This is a genomic window from Scytonema sp. PCC 10023 (assembly GCF_963920835.1).
In the GTDB taxonomy this organism is placed as follows: Bacteria; Cyanobacteriota; Cyanobacteriia; order Cyanobacteriales; family Nostocaceae; genus Kalymmatonema.
In genome coordinates this window covers 1-21,779 of the sequence record NZ_CAWUDP010000034.1, presented here as the reverse complement: position 1 = coordinate 21,779, position 21,779 = coordinate 1, and the positions used below count along the sequence as shown (strand labels likewise).

General features: G+C 44.2%; 17 protein-coding genes and 1 pseudogene. 9 read left to right on the top strand and 9 right to left on the bottom strand.

Going from position 1 to position 21,779, the window contains the following annotated elements; translation table 11 throughout:
• Positions 1-130: 130 nt before the first annotated feature.
• From ACM0OZ_RS20885 to ACM0OZ_RS20870, 4 genes are all read right to left on the bottom strand, one after another.
• A complete protein-coding gene (locus tag ACM0OZ_RS20885) occupies positions 131-1,915 on the bottom strand; it encodes a protein kinase domain-containing protein (protein WP_414584734.1) in 1,785 nt (594 codons plus the stop codon).
• A gap of 1,059 nt (positions 1,916-2,974) precedes the next feature.
• Positions 2,975-4,660, bottom strand: coding sequence for an iron uptake porin (locus ACM0OZ_RS20880; RefSeq protein ID WP_414584733.1), 1,686 nt, complete (start codon positions 4,658-4,660; stop codon positions 2,975-2,977).
• Positions 4,661-4,814: 154 nt separating this feature from the next.
• Positions 4,815-5,420 (bottom strand): Crp/Fnr family transcriptional regulator, encoded by a 606-nt coding sequence (locus ACM0OZ_RS20875; protein ID WP_332988148.1) that lies wholly within the window; start codon positions 5,418-5,420, stop codon positions 4,815-4,817.
• 517 nt (positions 5,421-5,937) lie between these two features.
• A complete protein-coding gene (locus ACM0OZ_RS20870) occupies positions 5,938-8,184 on the bottom strand; it encodes a PhoX family protein (RefSeq protein WP_414584731.1) in 2,247 nt (748 codons plus the stop codon).
• A 492-nt stretch (positions 8,185-8,676) separates the two neighbouring features.
• Between ACM0OZ_RS20870 and ACM0OZ_RS20865 the strand changes: the two genes are divergently transcribed.
• The gene (locus ACM0OZ_RS20865) at positions 8,677-9,960 is read left to right on the top strand and encodes an RNA-guided endonuclease InsQ/TnpB family protein (protein ID WP_414584730.1); all 1,284 of its coding nucleotides are present in this window, start codon (positions 8,677-8,679) and stop codon (positions 9,958-9,960) included.
• Positions 9,961-10,312: 352 nt separating this feature from the next.
• On the opposite strand, the gene phoU is transcribed toward ACM0OZ_RS20865, so the two are convergent.
• The 3 genes from phoU to ACM0OZ_RS20850 are packed head-to-tail and all read right to left on the bottom strand — an operon-like array spanning position 10,313 to position 13,117.
• The gene (gene phoU / locus ACM0OZ_RS20860; protein ID WP_414584790.1) at positions 10,313-10,999 is read right to left on the bottom strand and encodes a phosphate signaling complex protein PhoU; all 687 of its coding nucleotides are present in this window, start codon (positions 10,997-10,999) and stop codon (positions 10,313-10,315) included.
• Between the two features lie 10 nt (positions 11,000-11,009).
• Positions 11,010-12,323, bottom strand: coding sequence for a sensor histidine kinase (locus ACM0OZ_RS20855; protein ID WP_414584729.1), 1,314 nt, complete (start codon positions 12,321-12,323; stop codon positions 11,010-11,012).
• Positions 12,324-12,364: 41 nt separating this feature from the next.
• Entirely contained in the window at positions 12,365-13,117 is a 753-nt protein-coding gene (locus ACM0OZ_RS20850; protein ID WP_414584728.1) for a response regulator transcription factor, read from the bottom strand.
• Positions 13,118-13,928: 811 nt separating this feature from the next.
• On the opposite strand from ACM0OZ_RS20850, the gene ACM0OZ_RS20845 reads away from it, so the two are divergent.
• From ACM0OZ_RS20845 to ACM0OZ_RS20835, 3 genes are read left to right on the top strand one after another with little or no spacing between them, the layout of a single operon-like run.
• Positions 13,929-14,312, top strand: a complete 384-nt coding sequence (locus ACM0OZ_RS20845; RefSeq protein WP_414584727.1) for a hypothetical protein — start codon at positions 13,929-13,931, stop codon at positions 14,310-14,312.
• Entirely contained in the window at positions 14,302-15,015 is a 714-nt protein-coding gene (locus tag ACM0OZ_RS20840; RefSeq protein ID WP_414584726.1) for an amino acid permease, read from the top strand. The genes ACM0OZ_RS20845 and ACM0OZ_RS20840 overlap by 11 nt, the downstream gene beginning before the upstream one ends.
• The gene (locus ACM0OZ_RS20835; protein WP_414584724.1) at positions 14,963-15,697 is read left to right on the top strand and encodes a hypothetical protein; all 735 of its coding nucleotides are present in this window, start codon (positions 14,963-14,965) and stop codon (positions 15,695-15,697) included. The genes ACM0OZ_RS20840 and ACM0OZ_RS20835 overlap by 53 nt, the downstream gene beginning before the upstream one ends.
• A 239-nt stretch (positions 15,698-15,936) precedes the next feature.
• Here the strand turns inward: ACM0OZ_RS20835 and ACM0OZ_RS20830 are convergent, their stop codons facing one another.
• On the bottom strand, positions 15,937-16,260 hold the full coding sequence (locus ACM0OZ_RS20830) for a hypothetical protein (RefSeq protein WP_414584723.1): 324 nt from the start codon (positions 16,258-16,260) through the stop codon (positions 15,937-15,939).
• 329 nt (positions 16,261-16,589) lie between these two features.
• On the opposite strand from ACM0OZ_RS20830, the gene ACM0OZ_RS20825 reads away from it, so the two are divergent.
• From ACM0OZ_RS20825 to ACM0OZ_RS20815, 3 genes and pseudogenes are all read left to right on the top strand, one after another.
• Positions 16,590-17,228 carry a cysteine hydrolase family protein gene (locus tag ACM0OZ_RS20825; RefSeq protein WP_414584722.1) on the top strand — a complete coding sequence of 213 codons (639 nt, stop codon included), beginning with the start codon at positions 16,590-16,592 and terminating at the stop codon, positions 17,226-17,228.
• Between the two features lie 111 nt (positions 17,229-17,339).
• Positions 17,340-17,510: a hypothetical protein gene (locus ACM0OZ_RS20820; protein WP_414584721.1), complete on the top strand. Its 171-nt coding sequence runs from the start codon at positions 17,340-17,342 to the stop codon at positions 17,508-17,510.
• Between the two features lie 508 nt (positions 17,511-18,018).
• A pseudogene (locus ACM0OZ_RS20815) lies at positions 18,019-18,307 on the top strand (DDE-type integrase/transposase/recombinase); the annotation flags it as partial.
• A 920-nt stretch (positions 18,308-19,227) separates the two neighbouring features.
• Here the strand turns inward: ACM0OZ_RS20815 and ACM0OZ_RS20810 are convergent.
• Complete coding sequence (locus tag ACM0OZ_RS20810; protein WP_414584720.1) at positions 19,228-19,380, bottom strand: hypothetical protein; 153 nt, start codon at positions 19,378-19,380, stop codon at positions 19,228-19,230.
• 420 nt (positions 19,381-19,800) lie between these two features.
• On the opposite strand from ACM0OZ_RS20810, the gene ACM0OZ_RS20805 reads away from it, so the two are divergent.
• Positions 19,801-20,001 (top strand): helix-turn-helix domain-containing protein, encoded by a 201-nt coding sequence (locus ACM0OZ_RS20805; protein WP_414584719.1) that lies wholly within the window; start codon positions 19,801-19,803, stop codon positions 19,999-20,001.
• A 633-nt stretch (positions 20,002-20,634) separates the two neighbouring features.
• Positions 20,635-21,645, top strand: coding sequence for a response regulator (locus ACM0OZ_RS20800; protein WP_414584718.1), 1,011 nt, complete (start codon positions 20,635-20,637; stop codon positions 21,643-21,645).
• Positions 21,646-21,779: the final 134 nt, after the last annotated feature.

The following is a 21,779-nucleotide window of genomic DNA, read 5'->3' as shown; positions in this document are numbered from 1 at the left end:
AGTTTATCAGTCATTAGTTATTAGTCATTACTAGGTAATAACTAATTTTTAACAGTAACTATGATAAATCGCTTATCATTCCATACTATGGAAATTTAGCATAAATTTAATGTGATTTTTGCATCAAGCTCTACAGCCTTGGCTGCGTACCTGTTTGACCAGGAACAGGGTTGGGTGTTTCAGTAACAGGCGGGTTATTTTGTTGGTCAAGAGGAGGAACTGTGGACGGCGGTTCTGTGGGTGTGGGTGAAGGTGAGATGTCTGTGGGTGTCGGTGTAGGTGAAGGTGGGGTTTCTGTGGGTGTGGGTGAAGGTGGGGTTTCTGTGGGTGTGGGTGAAGGTGGGGTTTCTGTGGGTGTGGGTGTGGGTTGGACGGGGTTTTCTAATCCAACACTAAAACTGTAATTGCTTTGAGGAAGTTCTGGGACAGGACGTACCTGAATCGTGTATTTCCCAGTAAAAGGCAATGTTCTTTGGTAAAATGAAAACTCTCTGGCAGCATTGTCGATTGGTTCTTGATTTGGAGCCAAAACTGATAGCAAAACACTGCCTTTTTGGGCAAGCAATACTGTTAACTGTTGCCCTTCTTCACCAGAAAAAGTGTACTCAATTGTTTGATTCGCTTTGAGAGTTCCCTCAACGTTAGCAGTGTTAGATGTTCCAAAATTTAGGCGCTTGCTATAGACGACAGGTTCATTGTTGATAGGTGTGGGTGTAGGTGTGGGTGTCGGCGTGGATGTGGGTGTAGGTGTTAACGTAGTTTCACCAGGAATCACAGGTGAAGGGAAAGTTTGCGGCTGTGTTGATGCGGTTTCTGGTGTTGCTTGTGACTTATTACGGATGGACATCACCACCGCCCAAGAAGTGAATCCAGCGACAAGAATAACAATAATCGTGATTCCTAAAAGTGCCAAAGGATTATCTAAAACTGAACGGCTAGTCTGTTGTGGAATGACTGGCTTAGGTTTGTTGGGAGCAGATGGTTGTACTGATGGTTGTACTGGATCAGGGCGGCGACCAACGGCAATTGTTTGTACATTGGAAAGATTAGGAGTTGAAACCTTGGGTTGTTGCGGCGCTTGTAATTTTTGTAATACTTGTAATACATCAGCAGCATTTTGGTAGCGATCGCCCGGTTTTGCATTTAACATCCGATTCAACACAGAGGCAAATTGTGGATTGACGCTCACCCAGGGTTGCCACTTCCAAGTAAGATGGTGTTCATCGAATAAATCTTGAGGTTCTTTCCCAGTCAGCAACACGATTGCTGTCACGGCTAGTGCATACAAATCACTGCTAGGATATGCTCGACCTGTCTGGATTTGCTCACTAGGGGCATAACCATATTTTCCTACAGTGGTTGCTGGCGTTGTCTTATCTGGAGATTTTAACTTCGTTGCCAGTTCTTTGACTACCCCAAAGTCGATTAAAACTGGTAAATTGTCCTTGTCTCGCAGAATAATATTATCTGGTGCGATATCCCGGTGAATAATTCCTTGGCTGTGAAGATACTCCAACACTGGTAACAAAGAGCGCATCAGTTGCCACACTTCATCTTCCGTAAATACACCACCAGAGGCTTTGCGCTCATCAAATAAAGTACGATAAGTTTTTCCGGCAACATAATCTTGTACCAAAAACAAGCGCTGGTCTTGTTCAAATCTCTCCCGGAATTGAGGCACTTGTGGGTGTTGTATTTGATACAAAATTGCGGCTTCTCGCTCAAACAGTTCTTTTGCCTTCTCCCAAGCGTAACCCCCCGTTACTGTTGGAATTAATTCCTTAATGGCACAAAGTTCGTTAAAGCGTCTTTGGTCTTGAGCGAGATAGGTTCTACCAAATCCGCCCTGACCCAGAGTTTGAGTGATCCGGTAACGGTTTTGCAAAACAGTGTCAGCTGTAATGGGTGGTTGCATCGTCAATGAATTGAGTGTAATAGCAACAGAGGAGGACTTCACTAGGATACGGATAGTTTCCAGACCGACACCGTAGATAGAACTTTATATATTTATAGCGATTTTCAATTGGATCGAACACATTCACCTATTTGCGCTGCGGAGGCCTTATACGAATTCAAAATTCAAAATTCAAAATTCAAAATTAAGAAAGCCAGATATAATATCAACTCAGGTTAATTAGTGATGATTCCCACATCTGTACAAAAACCGAAAAACCCATAAATCGATACGCTTGGTGATAAGACCAGAACCCTTATCAAGAACAGAATCTAGAAACGCGCTGTTTGAAGCGTCTCTACATACGTGATTTTTTATATCAGGTTCGGTTGATTACTTATCATTTTTGAAGAACCCCACCCCGCCAAAGCTGCGCTTAGGCTCCCCTCCCCGCGAGCGGGGAGGGGATAAAGGGGTGGGGTGCAGTCAACGTGGAAATCATAACTAATTAGCCGAACATGATATTACACATCAACCTTAACTAAACCGTATTGCCCCATAAGGGATTTCAACAAATAAATTATCCAATCTTGTGGGGTGGGCCGGACAGCCCGCCCAGTTTATAAGACGGGCGTTTAGTGCCACTCCCACAAAAAAAGTTGGATATTTTTTAATTTGGAAGTCCCTAACGACGGTTTGAAAGTGTGTATTTATCTGTACGTAAGAAAATGAGGCGTCCGCAAGTAAGACCCCTAAATTTATGATGCTGTAGGCGAATTTATAGGGGATTAGACCCCCCGATCTCTCGTTCCCAGGCTACCGCCTGGGAACGTTGTCATTCCTAGGCTCTTGCCTCTCGTGTTTGGAGGAGGCAGGAGCCTCCAAAAAAAAGCATTCCCAGGCAAAACCTGGGAACGAGGGAGGGTGAGGGGTAATATCCCTGGCGAATTGACCAACAGCATCATAGAATTTATTTGCTCTGCGCCCTCCGATTTTCGGTCATATTGAAAAAGCCTGCTTTCGCAGGCTTTGTTTGCAAAACCCCATTTCATAAGGGTGAGGGTTGCCGTATCACTAATTTTAGAAAGTGAAGGTGGTACGCAGTGTACCTACATAAATGGTGTCGTTGTTGTCGTTGTGTTCTGGGTTCAAGATAACTAATACACCAGGGGTGACAGCAATATTGTCAGTCAGTTGCAGTTTGTACAGCGCCTCTAAGTGATATGTCGTATCCCTATCTTGACGACGAACGCCATTAGCTTGGACGAAATCGTTACCAGTTGCTTTGGGGGGTTGACCAAAGATAAAAGCAAGCACGCTACCTTGTGGGCCAAAGTCTCTGAAAGAGAGGGTAGCACCATAGTTCTCAAAGTATGCATTATTACCACTTGCAGCCCCCTTACCTTGTGCCTCACTGTAACCATACCAACCAGCAATCGTAATTCTGGGTCCTAGTCTCAAGGCGGCTTCTACGGCGTAGTGGTCAGAACTCAGAGCATTACCACCGAAGGGGTTATTGGCATACTGACTACCAGTGGCGTCAAAGAGGAGATTACCACCAATATTATTAACATTAACAGCACCTCCTGTATTTAGATAGGTATGAGCGTAGGTCAAACCGATGTTGAACGCTTGATTGGGCTGGAAGGCTATCTGACCGATCGCTGCATAGCTACCATCGAAAAGACCTGAGCCATCGTTAGGGTTATTAGCTCTGTTAGCTAGATAACCCGCTGATATAGTGATAGGTCCTTTGGGATTCAGGTTAATTGTCGCACCTGCACCACCATTACCTTGGCGATAAATAGGGTTGAAGCGACCAAAGCGGGAGATAGCACCTCTACCAGAACTGGCGAGGTCTGGGTTGAAGGTGTTGATGTTCTCGTAGAACTCACCACCAAATGCATCAACCTTGATGCGTATAGCCTCACTTAAGTTAAATGCATAGTTAAGTTTGTCAATCTCAATGTCGTTAGCACCGACTTGTCCGTTATTCCTGCCATCTCCATCAAATGCCAAGCGGGTCATGTCTGTACCCGTTACGTTTGTACCGTATGGGGTAGTATTGCGAGCCTGCAAACGGGTTTGCAACTGGTCTGTGCCAAAGAAGCTGGTGTTCAAGTTCAAACGAACTCGGTTAGAGAAAATGGTGTTGGAATCCAAGTCTTGAGCTGTTGCCTGGGGGACACCAGAGGGAACAGCCCGCTCATCGCTACCAAAGATATCAGATATGTTGAAAATTGCTTCCCCAACCAGTTTGGTGGTAGTGGAGAATTGATTTGCTTCCAACTCAGCAGTACGAGCTTCTAAAGCATCGACACGACCGCGTAGGGTAGCCAATTCAGCAGAGAATTCTTCTTGCAAGCGCTGCAAGGTAGCTAAGTCTTCTTTTCTTACCAAATCAGCGGTAGCTGTTGCAATCAGTTCGTTAACGCGATCCAAACAAGCATTCAAACCAGCGGCAAACTCATAACGGGTCAAAGCACGGTTCCCGCGATAAGTCCCATTGGGATAACCAGCAATACAACCGTAGCGCTCTACCAGAGACTGCAATGCTTGGAATGCCCAGTCTGTTGGTTGTACGTCGGAAAACTGAGAAACAGATGTTACTTGGCCGAGGTTGTCAGATTGTGCCGTCAACTGGGACACGGAAGTCACCTGTTCGTTGACTTCAGAAGCCATAGCGCTATTTGCTGCGAAAAATGTGGCGGCGACAACAACTGGACTCAGCTTGAAAAAGTTTTTAGCCTTAAATAGTTTCTTCATGATTTATGTCTCACTCACACCTACCGACTTAATCATGGTATAATTCCCTAAAGCACATAATTTTTTGGGAATTTACTAATGATTTTCTGTCAGAATTGTACCAGATGTGAGTGGTGATTAAAACAAGTTAATCACCACTTATTTTTCATGATCGCTATTTGCATTCTTTATTTGATAAACGCAGAATAATGCGACGTTTGTGACGTACAAGGGTTCCTTCTTCCTCAAACTGCTGGAGCAGTCGAGTTACGGTTACCCTTGTTGTATTTAGCACCTCTGCCATTTCTTGATGAGTCACATTGAGGTCGATGAGCTTTCCTTGCTCGACGTCGCGACCGAACTTTTCACTTAGCCAGACCAGAAATTGCCATAAGCGCAAAGACATTGGCTTACGGTGTACGATGCTCAGTAATTCTTCTGCCTGTTGGATGTGAGACAATAGAGCCTCGACATCCTGATTCCACAAATGAGGTGGTACGACACTCACTTCGACACTAGTCAGGCATTCAATTTGATAAGGCTTGACTTTGGACAAAGGATAACCAACCAAATCCCCAGTTCCCCAATAACCCAAAGTGATAAACGTTCCGTCTTCACTCCAGGTTAATGTGCGAACTGCTCCGCGCTCAATCCGCCACAGTACGTCATTCCGCGCCGGAATAATTTCGCGTCGCGTCAGCAGTCGTTGCGGCAATTGTCCAGTAGAGGAAGAATGATGAGACTGGGCAGAATTTTGAGAACGACTTGTGGAATACATCATGATATTTTGTAGACTAAAACTAATTAAGTGCTCAATTTCTTGTGTTGTGCTCGCCATCTGGGGTAGTTGGCATCAGATGTTGCCTCATGACGAAATTGGTTCAGTGAAACACTGGCCCTCCTTGGGATCAAGCTAAGCCATAAGGTAGATTTCAGCAGTTGGAAGACTTTGATAGCTTAAGAACAGCATTAGGCTAGTTGACTAAAATAGTAAAAGTGGGTTAATAACTAACAATTCAGACTCTATGATTGCTGGAAACACGCTAACCAGTGAAAAAGTTGAGTTGACGGTAGGTATGTAACAACAACTCATACGGTTAACTAGTGTTCAGAGCATACTGTTGTTGTCTGATATGAAATCATTCTCGTGTAAAGTTGATGCCTTGTGTTATTTTTATTTCTAAACATTTGTTTAGAAATGATCTAAAAAGCAAAAATGCGTGTATAAAAAGTAATTCTCTGACCAGAAAAAAACAAATACAGATAGCAGAATACGATAACATTTTTCATGTTATTTGTCAAGTTAATTGGGATTTTGAGATAGCAACAACTGCTGGTTTGGGCGGTGCATCAGGATTTTTGTTGGGCCAATTGGAACCAATAGGAACCTGACGAGATTGTAAAAATTCTTCACCTGTCGTAGTTGTGATCAGAAATTCTCTGGTTTCAGAAGCCTGGTTTTTACGAGTTCCATTGGCTTCTCCAGGATGCTGTATAGAAAGAAACATAGTTTGCTGATCCGGAGCGAAGCAAGGTCCTGTGGTTTCGCATTCCATTGGTCCGATACTAAAGAGAAAAGCTTTACCTGCATCCTCCCCGCTTGTGGGAATGTACCAAAGGGCGTTGTTACCAAACAAACCAGATAGATTTGCTGGTTTTCCCTTGTCATTTGTGCGGCTTTTGACAGATTTATTCATTTTGCTGGTGGACATATCTGTTACCATCCAGATATTGCCGTTGTTATCTAGCAGTAAATTATCCGGATTAGCAAAACCCAAACCACCCACAGATGGCTCACCGCCAGTTGCTACCATTTGCCAGCGAAAGGTATTTGCGGCTGGATTGTTACCGTCTTCTGTGAGGCGCATCACCCAGCCATACTCGTAGGGTGTTTCGTCTTTGGGACCTTTGAAAACTCGTATATCTGGACCACCTTCATCGTCGGGAGAACCAGAGGTGAAGCTAATGTACAAGTCTCCATTAGGAGCAATTTCTGTATCTTCAGGACGAGCTGTGCAGGTTGCACCAGCAGCATTGGCGGCATAATGAGCGTCAATGAGAATGGCACCTTGTTGTTCTTCTGGGTTTCCAATGTAAAGATCGCCCAGTTTTTTGAACCTTTGCTTGTACTGAGCAATTTCCTCGTCCTTACTCACTTCAAAATCACCGCCTTCGACACGCGGCGGTAACGGCTGGAAACTTTGTCTTCCTTTTTCTTGAGCTTTTGCAGGACCTTTGGGCAAACGAATCAGGTTTCCAGCAATTGTGCTAGGAAGGTCTGGATTGATTGGTGTGTCAGCTTTTAAAGGTATCCAACGACCTGTACCATCAGGGTTGAATTTTGCAACGTAGAGCATTCCTTGGGAAAGTAACCGGGAATTCGCTTTGTCTTTGGGGTCGTTCACCTGATCGCGGCTGACAAATTTGTAAATGTGTCCGCCTCGGCGATCGCATCCTGAATAAAAAGCCAATGGTTTCCCCGCCTCTGTCCGCACACCCACCGCTTCGTGGTGATAGCGTCCCAGCCAAGTGTGTTTGGTTCCGTAGTCGTTGGGATTAGCGGGATCGACTTCGACGATCCAACCATATTTATTTCCTGCTAATCCAAAAACGTTACCTTGTCCGAAGAGTTCCTCATCACCTAAAGCGAATGGTTGCTTGCTGGGGTCAAACGACGTGCCATCAGCATACACTGGTTCTGGGACTTGTGCCTGAAAGTTTTCTTCAGCGCTGAGGACTGTACCCCAAGGTGTGGTTCCACCAGCGCAGTTACCATAAGAACCAATAATGCGATCGCCTAACTTATCTACGTATCCTAATCCCTGTTGCTTGCGAAAAATCGCTACTGCAGGTCCAGTTGCTTTAAGATAACGCCCATCTTCCAAACCAGAGATCCCACTAATTCGTCTATCTGCTTTGGAACTGGTACGTTCCCACTTTCCGTCGGTTGTTTTGCGAATCGAGATAACACCCAATCCTTGGTCTAGCAGTGCTTCTTTGCTAATTTCCCGTATTTTCGCTTTTATCGGGTCTGAGTCTGGCAAAGAAAAGGCATTTATCTCGTTTTTTCCTGATTTGTTTTCTTTCAGCGCTGCTTTTACCTCATCAAACGGCAGTGATTTCCCAATCACCTGTTCGTAAGTTTGCATCCAAGGTATGGCGCTGATGTATTCAAAGTTTACTGACAGATACCCTTCATTGTCACCAGTTGGGACGAAAGAGAGATAGTCGTTGTTGTAACCGAAACGAGAATCACCGACTTTATCACCCCATGCGGCAATCACTTGGTACTGATATCCTTGTGGCAAGACCAAATCATCCCGCACTTCATAGGCACTATATTGCTCTTTTTGCTGTTCGGGTCGGAACCCAGCTGTTTCTAAGGGAATCGGACCTTGAATTGGTTGAAATGCAAATGCTGCTTTCACTTCTTTTGTGGTAGGTTGCACTGCGATTTTTTTTTCGCATCCTACTAAAGAATTGAGCGCTACTGCACCTGCGCTGCTTCCCAGCAACAACAGGAAATCCCGACGTGTGATGCTCATCTGGTTTATCGATTACACTGAAGCCATCTGTTGGATAGCTCACAACTTTCACCTGGTCATTGCCTAATCTAAGCGGGAAAGTTTAAGAATAGGTAAGTTTTTTGTAAAAATTTTGTTAAATAGTGAATATTTAAGCCAAAGATAATGTAGTGTCTTTCTATTTTCAAATTAACAAGGAACAGGTTACAAGGAAGAAGGTCTTCTTTCTGACCAAGCGGGGGAAACATCACACGCCTGTTGAAAATTCGCGGTCTATAATTGTGTCTGTGATCCGCTACTAATTGCCTTCTTCGTTCTTTCTTCCATCTTCTTCCTTGGGCTTTAACTTACGGGGAGTTTGAGGGGCGGTAAGTCCCGCGCTGTACATGCAAGGTCAGCGTCGGGATACACGGACCCCTCATGCCAATATTGGGGACTCGATGTCCGCAATATTGGTATTTAGAATCTCGACTTTTCCTGTTAATATGGTTTTCGTTGATAAAAACCTGATTCATGAGCCTAGTTCTGAACTACACCTACCGACTATATCCAGATGCTGAGCAAGAAGCTAAGCTTCTTGACTGGCTAGAGATATGTCGTGGTAGTTACAACTATGCTCTGGGAGAAATCAAAGATTGGTGTAATTCACGCAAGTGTGCAGTAGATCGTTGTTCTGTGTCGTCAGAATATATCATTGCCGCCGATGCTCCATTTCCTGGATACTATCGGCAACAAAATGCCCTGCCTCAGGCAAAGAAAGAATATCCAAGGCTTGGTGAAGTTCCATCACAAGTATTGCAAACCACCATCAGGCGACTTCACGATGCTTGGGAATTCTTTCAAAAACGAGGATTTGGCTTTCCAAGATTCAAAAAGTACGGGCAACTCAAATCAATCTTGTTTCCTCAGATAGCTCCCGATGCTATTACTGGGTGGCAGGTCAAGATTCCTAAATTAGGATTAGTACGCATTAACTTACATCGACCAATCCCAGAAGGATTTGTTGTTAAACAGCTAAGAATCATCCGTAAAGCAGTACGATGGGAAGCTGTGATCACAATTGAATCCGATGTAAAAATCCCTACTGTTCAACCACATGGTCGAGCGGTGGGGATTGATCTAGGGCTTAATAAATTCTTGACAACGTCTGAGCGAGAATTCATCGGTAGACCCAGGTTCTTTGTAGACAAGCAAAGGAAGCTGAAATTGCTCCAACGCCGATTATCTAGAAAGACGAAACGGTCTGCAAATTACGAGAAAGCTCGCTCTAAGGTTGCCAAGCATCACAACAATATAGCCTTCTCACGCAAAAACTACCACTACAAGACGGCACACCATCTGTGTTCCGACAAGCAAGTAGGGATGATATTTGCTGAAGATTTGAATTTGAAAGCAATGAGTCGAGGAATGTTGTGTAAACATACTCTCGACGCTGCTTTTGGACAGTTCTTGAATATCCTTGAATTTGTGTGCTGGAAAAAGGGTGTATTCTTTGCGAAGGTTAATCCGAATGGCACGTCTCAGACTTGTCCAATGTGTTTGGAGGAAACTGGAAAAAAAGACTTATCGCAACGAATACACGAATGTTACTTTTGTGGCTATAAAACAGACAGAGATCACGCTGCTGCTGAAGTAGTGCGACAACGTGGTCTTGAGCTTATTAGTACGCAGGGACTCTGCGGAATGGAAACTGCCTGTGCAGTCGGTCTGCCGGGGGTGGAGGAAACTTCATCTAGGTCAGAGGCGAAATCTGACTCTCGTAAGGGAGGCAGAAGAACCAGGAATGCCCAACCGTAAGATTGGGAAGCCCGCGCTGTACCGTAAGGTCAGCGTCGGGAAGATGTCACTAATATGCAATACGTATTGCCTTTAGCTTGTCTTTTCGATTGAAGGGTGATTGATGCGTTTTAAGGGGCAGCAAGCTAATTTGCAATAATTATATTACATCTAATATTTAACTATCTTGCATACATCTATCTAAAGTACTATTTTGAAGAGAGTAGTCAGCTTGTGACCAATTCGGAGTCCCCACAGAGGAGCCAAGGCGTTCCAAATGAGGGATTGTAGGCAGAGTGGAACTGCTTCGCCATAGCTTACACCCATATCGGCACAATACCTTGCGCTCCTACTTCCTGGCTATGAAGAATATCTAACTCCGTTGACCAGTCACAATATATGCCACACGTTGACCAATGTTGGTTGCATGATCTGCCATGCGCTCCAAACAACGAATCGCCAGTACGAGTAGCAAAATAGGCTCAACGACACCTTGGTCGTACTTTTGATGAGCTAAGGTCTGATAAAGCCGTTCATAAGCACTATCTACAGCATCATCGAGTCGCTTTATACCTCGTCCGTTGACTTCATCTAAATCTGCCAACGCCACTAAGCTCGTTGCTAACATTGCTTGGGCATGGTGAGACATGACTGCAATCTCTGGTACACAGGGATGAGGCGGATATGGAAGGATTTTTATGGCAATTTCAGCCAAATCCTTGGCATAGTCGCCAATACGTTCGAGATCGCGCACGAGCTGCATAAAGGCACTCAAACAACGTAAATCTTGAGCTGTAGGAGCTTGCAGCGTCATGATTGCCGTACAGTCTGATTCTATTTGTCTATAAAAGCGATCAATTTTTTTATCTAATACAGGAAGTTCCTCAGCTGCTGTCAGGTTGCTAGTAAACAAGGCTTGGTGGCTCAGGCGAAATGATTGTTCCACCAAAGCCCCCATACGCAACACATCCTGCTCTAAGCGCCTAATTTCGCGAGCCAGCTGGGGTCTGTCAGGATTGGGACTATACAGGGGGAGTTTCACACTTGTAGTCTCAAACATGAAGATATTTTCAAATATAGTCTTGGCTGTCATAATTTGCCACGATGCCAGGTAGTTCTAGTTGCAACCAAGCACCGCCTGTCTCCGGATGATTCATGGCTTTTATAGAACCGCCATGTGCTAGAACAATTTGCTGGACAATTGCCAAACCCAAACCACTACCAACAGTTCCTGTAGCCGGATTACTATCTGAGGCTGTCACACGGGAGCGTGCTTGATCCCCTCGGTAAAAGCGCTCAAACACATGGGGTAAATCTGCTTGGGAAAAACCCATTCCAGAGTCAATAATGTCAATTTCTAGCGTTGGTTCCTGATTATTCTGTCCCGGAACGATTTTTGCTTCAACGAGAATGGTTGTACTTGGAAGAGTGTATTTGATACTGTTGTCCAGCAAATTGAGAAACACCTGGTAAATGCGAGATTCATCGGCGTTGATCCAGATATTTTCTGGACCACAATACCTTATCTGAATCTGATGTCGCTGTGCTAGGGGTGTTAAAGTTTCCCACACAGACAAAATCAGCGATCGCACTTCCACTTTTTGACGATGCAGTTGGATGGTTGGGTTGGTTTCCAATTGAGTGAGTTCTAACCAACTTTGCACTAAGTGAATCAATCTGTCAACCTCCTGCAACAGGCGGTTAACCCAACGATCCAAGGGCGGTTGCATCCGGTCTTGTAATGTTTCGACAACCAGACGTATCGAAGTTAGGGGAGTTCTGAGTTCGTGAGCCAGATCAGAAAAAGCGCGATCGCGTGCTAAATTCATATCCAGCAAAGGCTGACGGTTTTCTATAAAAACTCCCACTTGTCCCTTGTCTAAGGGTAAGCTTGTCGCCTGTAACATCAAAGGCTTGACTTCTGATATCGCCGCTGCATTCTCGTAAGAAGGATGGAACACCCACTCCTTTGACTGTGGCTTTTGGCGATCGCGAGTTTTCTCAATTAATCGGTCAAGTTCGTAAGACCTTACTAACTCTAGCAACAAGCGCACTTGTCCGGGTTGCCATCTTTGCAGATCCAACATTTTCCGCGCCTGCTCATTACACCAGAGCAGTTGATTTTCTTCGTCAACCTGTAAATACCCCACTGGCGCGAACTCCAGCAGATCTTGGTATGTTTTGAGCAACTGCTGCGATTGTTGCCGTTGTTGCTTGACCAATCGAATTTCGTGCCGCAACCGAGGAATAAGCAGCGCCAAGTCAGAAGAATGCCCGCTTAACGGTCGCAACACTTGCCCTAGGTAGCGGTTCAGTTGAAACTGTTGCCACACCCAAAAACTTACGCCTACCGCTAAACCCAGTAAAAATCCTAGTATAAGCATTGCTAGTTATTAGTTGTTCTCTGACAACTAAAAACTAACAACTATCCAAATCGATAGCCAAAACCTCGTACAGTCACAATATATTCTGGACGGCTCGGGTCTTGCTCTAATTTTTCGCGTAACCAACGAATATGAACATCGACAGTTTTGCTATCGCCAACAAAATCTGGTCCCCAAACTTGATCTAACAATTGCTCGCGTGACCATACCCTCCGGGCATAGCTCATAAACAGTTCCAGCAGTCGAAATTCCTTGGGCGACAAATTCACCTCTTGAGCGCGAACCAGTACGCGACATTCTTGGGGATACAAAGTAATTTCTTTATACTGTAGCACTGGTAGCTGAGGCAAACTGCTTAAGCGTTGGCGGCGGAGCAAAGCACGACAACGAGCCACCAGCTCTCGCATACTAAAGGGTTTGGTGAGGTAGTCATCTGCTCCCACTTCCAGCCCCAAAACGCGGTCTGTTTCACTCCCCTTAGCGCTTAGCATTAAAATCGGTACTGGGTTTCCTTGATATCGGAGCAAACGGCAGATATCTAGCCCATTGATTTGAGGCAGCATCAAATCAAGAATCACCAGATCAAAGGAAAGCTCTCCGGAATTTGGTTCATAACTTTTAAGGTATTCTACAGCCAACCGCCCATCAGCGGCAGTTACCACTCCATAACCTTCCTCTTCCAAAGCTAAAACAAGCATTTCCCGGATAAGTTCTTCATCTTCTACTACTAGGATGCGGCTTCTTTGTCCAATTTCTGCTGTATGGGGATACTTGGGTGATTCGCTGGTATACATTGATATCACAGAATTTCGTGGTTGTGATTGTATCAATATTAATTATCTAATTTCAGTGTATCTACGCTTTTTCAAAGCGATTTTACTTTGCAATTTGTAACATAAGCAACAGGACTGCTTTTATTATAAACCAATACAACACAAAGCTAATAATTGTTTTTTTACAGCTTTGCTTTTTCAACGTTAAAAATACAACAAATAGCCATAGCTAAGCAAACTTCGCGCCTAGAATTTATGACAAAGCTGATATTAATTTATGTAGCAAGTAACTTGATAAATAGAGCGGCACAAATTAAAGTTAACTTGTTCAAGCGGTCATTGGTGAGTCCAGTCCTGCAGGCGGGTCTCCCAACCTAGGGAACTGGCGTTCGCGCAGCGTCTCCGAAGGAGATACCCGAAGGGTCATGAGTCATTAGTAAGAGTGCGCGAGTTTCAGGCGTTTGAACATTTCATTTCTTAACTCACATTTTGCGCCTGGTAAAACAAATGTCAAAGTCATTACATATTATTTGAAGCAGTGTTCTCGTCAGCCTAGGACTTATAGTCCTAGGCTAATAGCTGGAGTTTAGACTAAAAAGCACAAAATAACCCAGCGGCGCTGAGTTGAAAAGAGCCAAACAGAAAAATAAACAAATTAGAAATCAAGAGGATTTTTGCGGCTCCTTAGGTGGTTTCGCAGTACCCTTTATAACAATAGAATAACGGATTCTACGTTGGTGTGATTATCCAGTCTTCCAACCAGGAGATAACCCTTGTGGTTTTGCAGAAGAGGCTGGTGTAGAAATCAGCGCTAAAATTCCTCCCATTGCTTGTGCAACCCAACAAGAGGGTTAAGATAACTGAGATTGTTTCCCTGGAGCAGCTTTCAAAGTTGCGCGTACAGTTAGACCGTTGTAATCGGCAGGGAGGAGCAGTGGCTTGGCGATCCGGATGGCGGCAATGCGAAGTCGTGCATTTGGGCTGCCAGGTTTACGTTGTGGGTGAAACCACGACACCATTAATTCGATCCACCGATTTATTCATCGCTTGCTCAGGATCGGGCAGTACTGAAACTGTGCGTGCGATCGCTGCCACAGCAAAGGCACTCTTGAGCATACCTTGTATCAGTATTACTATGCGGCTGGAACCAACTATCTACGTCAATCGCATTGCTGTTAGAGTAATCAAAAAATTGGGGGTACCTTGTGAACGATAGCGATCGCCAAAATGGACTATCAAAATCGCTCAATAGCTGGGATGTTTTTATTGCTGGGGTTGCGCTAGTTGTAGCTGCCAGCACTCTAATCAGCGATCTGACAGGTTACTTCACGTTTGGAATTGGGTTTGCGATCGCAACAGCGCTTGCGTTTATCGTTAATTTGTTTCTGGGAATGTCAGCGGCTGATCTAGGCGTTGCTTATCCTCGATCAGGTGGACTGTACGATTATGCCAAAGAAATTTTTGGCGGTCGGTTCGGGAAATTCTTGGGTGTATTTCTCGGATTGACTTTCTTTGGAACGATCGCTTTTGCAGTATCAGGAGAAACGGCAGCAGGAGCTTTCGGGTTACGCGCTCTATTTCATTGGGATCTCCACATCAACTTCTTTATCATTGCTATCAATATACTAGGAGTTGTTCCCAACATTTTTGGACTGAAAACGGCTTCTTGGATTAATGGGATTCTGCTTGTTTTGATGTTGGGCCTTCGATGGCTGTTCGGAATCGTGGGCTTCCTGGGGTTAGGCGCAACTGGAACTTGGTCTTTTGCAAACCTCGCTCAAGGAGCCTCTCTAGATTGGTTCGGGAAAGGAGGCATTGTCACAGGCGGGATAGCGCTTGCATTTTGGACTTTTGTTGGAATTGAATTTGTCTGTTCCCTCGCTCTCAGAAGTGCATCAGCCTCGAAAAGCTTTGCCTAGAGGAATGCTTCTCGGTCTGCTCATTATCTTAGTCACTTCCTTAGTGATGGGCTTCGGGATCACAGGCACTCAATCTCTGTCTGCTTGGCAGGCATTAATAACGAGTCAAGCAGCTTGTGCTGGGAGTTGTCCTCAATTGGCAGTGGGCAACGCAATGCTTGGGGACGCGGGCTATACTCTGATGGCACTGGCGACTGTGACGGCAACCTGGGGAACCTTAGTTGTTTCCTATTCAACAATGCCGCGAATTCTTTACAGCATTGCTCGCGATGGTGGTTTCTTTGGGGCTTTGTCTAATCCTTTTAGTAAACTCCATCCTGAATACGGCACTCCAGTGATGGCAACTCTCTTTACCTTATTTCTTTACAGTGTACCTGCACTCCGTAGTGGAGAAGTTGTTAAGTGGGTCTATTCAGCGGCTTATGTTTGGGCGATTCTTTACGTCGTGTTTCATGTGCTAGCACTATTTAATAGAAGACTAAAACCTGAGACTTCGCAAGCCTTCCCTGGCAGCTGGTTCCAACCAATGGCTGTCGCAGGAATTGTTCTGACGATACTCAGCATCTATTATGCGTTTACTGGAAGTCATGTGGAGTTTGGTGGACGCGCTTTGTTAGTTATCCTGGTGGCGCTAGGATCTGCTGTTTTCTCTTTCGCAATGTCGCCCCAATCAAGAACTTGAGCAGGTAGGTTACAGTAGCGATCATATCATCGGTCACCTGACGGGGGGACAACAAGCTGTAAATGAATTAGTTTTGGCAGAAAATCAACGCGTGCTGCAAGCGATCGCTTATCCACCGGTAGAGCAATTCGCACAAAGAATTACGGATGTCGAGCGAATCTTTGTAATCGGCAGGGAGGAGCAGCGGCTTGGCGATCCGGATGGCGGCAATGCGAAGTCGTGCATTTGGGCTGCCAGGTTTACGTCGTGGGTGAAACGACGACACCATCGATTCGATCCACCGATTTATTAATTGCTTGTTCGGGATCGGGCAGTACTGAAACTGTGCGTGCGATACGCATGATTGCGTCTGCCCCTTCATTAAACCTGTAAAAATCTGGGCAACTGTCGCAATTTCGGCGCTTTGGGCAGTTGGTTTTTTGCTGTATATTTGCAATAAAGCGCCGAAATTGCAAAAACGTGGACACTAAATGGTACGTTTTCTCATACGGTTGCCCAGATTTTTCTAGATTTGCCCCAACCCTCCGGGCAATCGCAGCCATTGCAAAGGCACTCTTGAGCATACCTTGTAAACGACATTATTCATGAAATTGGCAGACTTACGCCTAATTGACTGACAAAACTCAAGGGAACCCTGATTCTTTCCGAGGTTGGGTAGAGCGGTAGCGGAACCGAACTAACACAGATTGCTATTGGGTTCTGCTGCGCTGCACCCAACCTACAGAAGAAGATTTGTCAGTCAACCAGCCTCAACACTGTGCAGCTTCAAAGAGAATTGGTATGGCCTATTTGCTTAGGCAAGAAAGCTTATAACTGTGTTAAAAACGTTATCCCAAGTTGGTTTAGGCTGATACAATTCAGACTCAGCAATAGGTGAATAGTAAATAAACCTATGTTAGAAAATAGCATCAATAGAAGAGCTATCCTTCACGGTGCCATCACCTTGGCAGGAACATTGGCAGCCGTCCAACTTGGCTCCCCCAAGAAAGCACAGGCGCACTTTACTCGCTCAAGCCAACGTAAAGGGATTTTGTTAGCGGTAGATTTACAAAATGGCTTTTTGATCACACCTGAATGTCAAGCGGTTGTGCCAAAGGTGGTTGCTCATGCCAGTCAGTTTCATCAGGTTTGGGCAACTCGCTTTTTTAACCGGAATCCTAACTTCTCACGTCAACTGAGCTGGAACGAGATGGTATCGGGACAGGAAACGGAGCTTTCTACAACCTTAAGTCCGGTTGTCAGCAAGACGTTTGATAAGCCTTCATATTCTCCGATGTCACCTCTTCTGCTCCAAGCTCTGCACAGTGACGCTATTACTACAGTCGCAGTGTGTGGGGTTGATACAGACGCTTGTGTGATGGCTACAGCTTTGGGACTATTTGATGCTGGATTTGAGACGTTCGTAGTATCAGATGGCTGTGCTTCTAGCGGTGGGCAGGAATATCATGAGGCGGCAATTAAGATCTTGGAACGCAACATTGGAGCGCAATATGTGATTTCTTTTAGCGAATTACCCGCCATGTTGTCCTAAGATATACGCCTCATTCAGGGAAAACGTCAACTTCCAAAGCATCGCCTGAAACCCTTATTATTTCGTGAAATTTCAAAAGTTTTCGGTCTACTGAATTTGGCAGATCTATCAATGTGTCCAGCATTTTGCCGTCAATGGCCAAGCATCTATGAGGCAATAGAAGATAGTAGACCGCAGCGCCACAAGTTGATGCGACTATACAGTAAAAATTTACCAAAACAAGGACGTATTGTCCTAGCAGGAGACCATACCGCATGGCCAAGACCAGATGCTTGCACTTGAGAGCTCCCAACCTCCCTCTTCTTATAAGAGAGGGAGGAGCAATGTAAAAATTATGGTTTTAACAAGAAGGGAGAGCGCGTTGAATATTCTGACTCCTGAATTCTTTTTTGGTCAAACTATTTTTTTTATGGAGTCAGTAGACTTGTTCTTGGAATCTGAATTCATGAAACCAGCTTCAGTCTTTTTTGGTTTATCTTTTGGTTGTGGTTTGGATTTTTCGTTAGTCATATTTTTTTCCTCGGAATTAAGTACAAATTTATCTACACTCTGTTTATAAATAATTCCGTAAAAAGAACTTTCAACGGGTCGCGCCTCGGAGTCCCCAACCAGATTCGCGCATCCCTTGGGGAGGAACGCCACTCCTCTCCCTGGGTACTGGGTACTGGATACTGGGAAGATGTTCTTACAGGATTTGGGCGGGGTTTGAATCCCCGTCCATAATCCTCCCAGTCCAAGGATCCCCAGCCCGTAATCCCCAATCCCCGATTTAAGAAATTGACTTTCATCAGCTTATCCCAAAGCCACTGACACGCTCAAAGCGGATGACACTCTGCCTCATACAGTAGAACTACGACAGAACAAGTATCTCAACAACATCGTTGAACAAGACCATCGATTCATCAAACGCTTAGTTAATCGGTGGATGGGGTTTGGCTCATTCAATACGGCACGGCGAACATTGAAAAGGATACGAGACGATGAACATGAGCCGCAAGGGACAAATACAGGGACTAGAAAAAGGAGATGTTCAAGCTCAGATAGAATTCGTGTCGAAAATTTTTGGAATTGCTGCATAACCCGCTCCAATTGATGAGGATATTCTGTCTCACGCTCGTTTTTGCAACACAACCTTTTCGCACACGTCACCACAGAACCGACAGATTATTTATGTATTTATACGTATATTAAAGTAATAAATATATTTTTTGTACTGGAGATAGTTTTTAGCAATCGCACGTTGTTTGCCCGACCTCACAAAATCGCGTTGCTCCCCGAATGCCCTGCCTCTAAAAAATTAAGTATTTTATCGTAATTCTGTTCTAATAGAACAGAATTATTGTGTTAGCTTACTCTATTATTGATTATTCTTATAGTTTTAACCAGCTAACAATTAGCTATCAACGTGCTTGATACTATCTACTTAATAGATGTTTTAGATTAATTTTTACTCTTTTAGAGTATCAAAAATTATCTACTGCTTCAACTAATTCAACTAAACATACATAATGTTGATACCCAGTAGATTGTCTGACAAATAAAAGTATAATTATTTACATTTTTGTCTGTGTTTTTTCATATTTCTCCGACTTATTATTAGGATAATAATCATTCTTCTGCGAAGAATATACTCAATTCCAATTCTGACATCTTGTACCAAAAAAAGTTGATAAAGATTTAGCACTCAGTATTAAACCCAAAGCCCCTAATTTACCGAAAAAAACCCAAAAAAGTAATGTAACTTTATCCCACCGCTTTTTACATAGGCTCGGTTCCTACGGTGAGGTGCAAGATCTGAGAATTTGAAAAACAACGATTAGTTATTTTAATAACGAGATAAATGAGTAAACTTAAAGATTTTTTTTTAAAGGTATTTTAAGTTATTCTTTGAGATAGCAATAATCAAAATCACAAAAAGACGACTATACGCGCCCATTCCTTCAAGGGATGGGAGGAGAGCCGCCCCGCCGCCCTCTTTCACATTAGTCATTGGTCAAAATTAATACTTTGGACAAAGGACTTTTGACCCTTCGGCTTCGCTCAGGGTGAACACCTCGGCTTCGCTCAGGGTGAACACCTCGGCTTCGCTCAGGGTGAACACCTCGGCTTCGCTCAGGGTTGACAAATAACACGAAATCCCACGGCTTTCCATAAAAACGAGCAAAGCGATGTTTTTATAGCCGTGGGATGAGTTAACAAAAAGAACTCAGACCACAGAGTAGGAAGTCAGCTTGGGACTTCTGTACGACTGGGTGAGGAGTGCTGGGGTTTAAATAACGACAACAGCAGGGTGTTCACTTTCGTGTTTGGTGCGACAAGAAACGAAAGTGATTCCTAGCTGCGGAGTTCCTACTCTGCGGTCTTCTTCAAGGTAATTTTCAAGAAACATATTCTAAAAGACTTATGTAGCAAAGATTTGGGGGGATTGAGAATTTTGTGTATCTTGAAATTTGGGAACAAGTTCAAGACCAAGAGCGCTAGTACAGGGCGGCGTAAGTAAGTCGGCGTGAAAAAACCTAACTGTGTAAAGATAAATAAATAGGTCGAATGCATCTATCGAGGTGACTGATATATGGGCGTTCGTATAAGAGTCTTGCTCACGCGTGAGCAAGACCAAACCCTGCTAAACCTGAGAACTGCGTATGTACCACAGAAAGTACTAGACCGAGCAGAGGTAATCAGATTAAACGCGCATGGTTGGTATGTAGAGAGAATAGCTGCTCACTTTCACTGGACTTCACAAACAGTTAGACCTTGCATACGCTGTCATTGATGGTATTGAAGCTAGAGGAAAAAGAGGAAACTACAGTAGGCAACGTATTAAATTTTACTCCAATTCCTCCAGTTAAATTTTCGTTACATACTTATAAATTTTCCTGCCCACCTACTTAACCCTGATTTCTATTTTTCCTTTGCTTAGAGTGACAAAAGAGGGTTAATTGGTATTTTGAGCATGGCACTGGACATTTTTTTACTAAAAAAATGTTGATGGATAGAGCGCTTACCTAGCAAGGGTTACAGCCTTAGGGTAACTCTCTGTACGACTGCTCATTTGACTTCTTAGTCGTATCGTCGCTTTAAGAAAGATTATAAGGTTCTGCCAAAAACTGTAGAGGTATTTATTTATGCAGAAATGCTTCGGTTGATATTAAGGCGGCTGGCATAGAATTTCATTTTTTAGGCATTCTCTAAAAGCTCGACTTTATCCAAATTAAAAAACATAACACTTGTTGAAGAGCAAAAACTTTTTCGCTGTGACAAAATCGGGCGATGTCGAAAAAGTCAAAGTTGCTCAGATATAAGGGTTTGGGCGTATGTAATCGCGTTTGGAGATGAAGAAAGTTGAGCTAAAAGCTGAAAGAGACTTATCCAATGATAATCGGGTCTAAATCGTGCGGAGAAGACAATGACAAAGATTTTAGTGATTGAATCGGAGATCGAGAGCCGCAACATCTTCCTCGAATGCCTCAAGGAAAAAGGATTCGACCCCATTGGTGCAGAAAATGGACTTGTCGGCATTCAGCGGGCACAACAATACTTGCCCGATTTAATAATTAGCGACATTATAATGCCGGATATTGATGGTTACGGGGTTTTAACTGCATTGCGCCAAAATCCTATAACAGCAACAATTCCCTTGATTATTGTCACTAACAAAGCGACTCGATCTGACATTCGCAAAGCCATGAATTTGGGAGCAGATGACTATCTTATTAAACCTTGTACAGTAGAAGAATTACTAGGAGCGATCGCAGCCAGATTAAAAAAACAAACATTTTTCAAACAGTGTTATGCTGCTCAGTTACAACAAGTTCCGAAGCCAACAAAGGTAAATAAATTACCGAGGGTAAATGCAGTCGGATTGGAATGGCAAGTCAATCTTTTTCAAGAGAGCGCTGAGTCAATTCAGCAAAAGTTAGAGACGTTCCCACATGGGGTGAGGAAACTAACAGCCACGAAATCAATTTTTCCGTCTATCGATTCTCTCAACGATATCTTTGACTTTATTGAGACTCATTACCACCAACCAATAAGTTTGCGTGATGTGGCACAGTCAGTTGGTTACTCAGCAGCTTACCTAACCGATTTAGTGCGACGTCGAACAGGACAGAGTGTGCATCGTTGGATTACCGAACGTCGGATGGTAGCAGCCTGTTCTCTACTCCTAGAAACCGACCAATCAATAGATGATATTGCCTTAGCGGTAGGGTATCGTAATACTTGGTGCTTCTTTCGCCATTTTCGCAACAGCTTTGGTACGACTCCTGGAGACTGGCGAAGCGCTCATCGTGGCTCTGTTGGAAAAAACTGTGGGGAATTATTGAACCCTCCCCGCTCTGAAGAGACGGGGATTCACGCCACATCCGCATCTGACTTTTTGCCCAATTCGACTATCTGGTCAGCGATTAGTGGCTGATTGGAGAGCCGGTGTGAGGGAGAATCAGACTGCCTGCGTATGCCCTTCGGGCACGCTGCGCGAACAGAGGCGCTTCCCTCTGGAGTTTAGACTAACACATGACAAAATGACCCAGCAGCACTGAGTTTACAAGT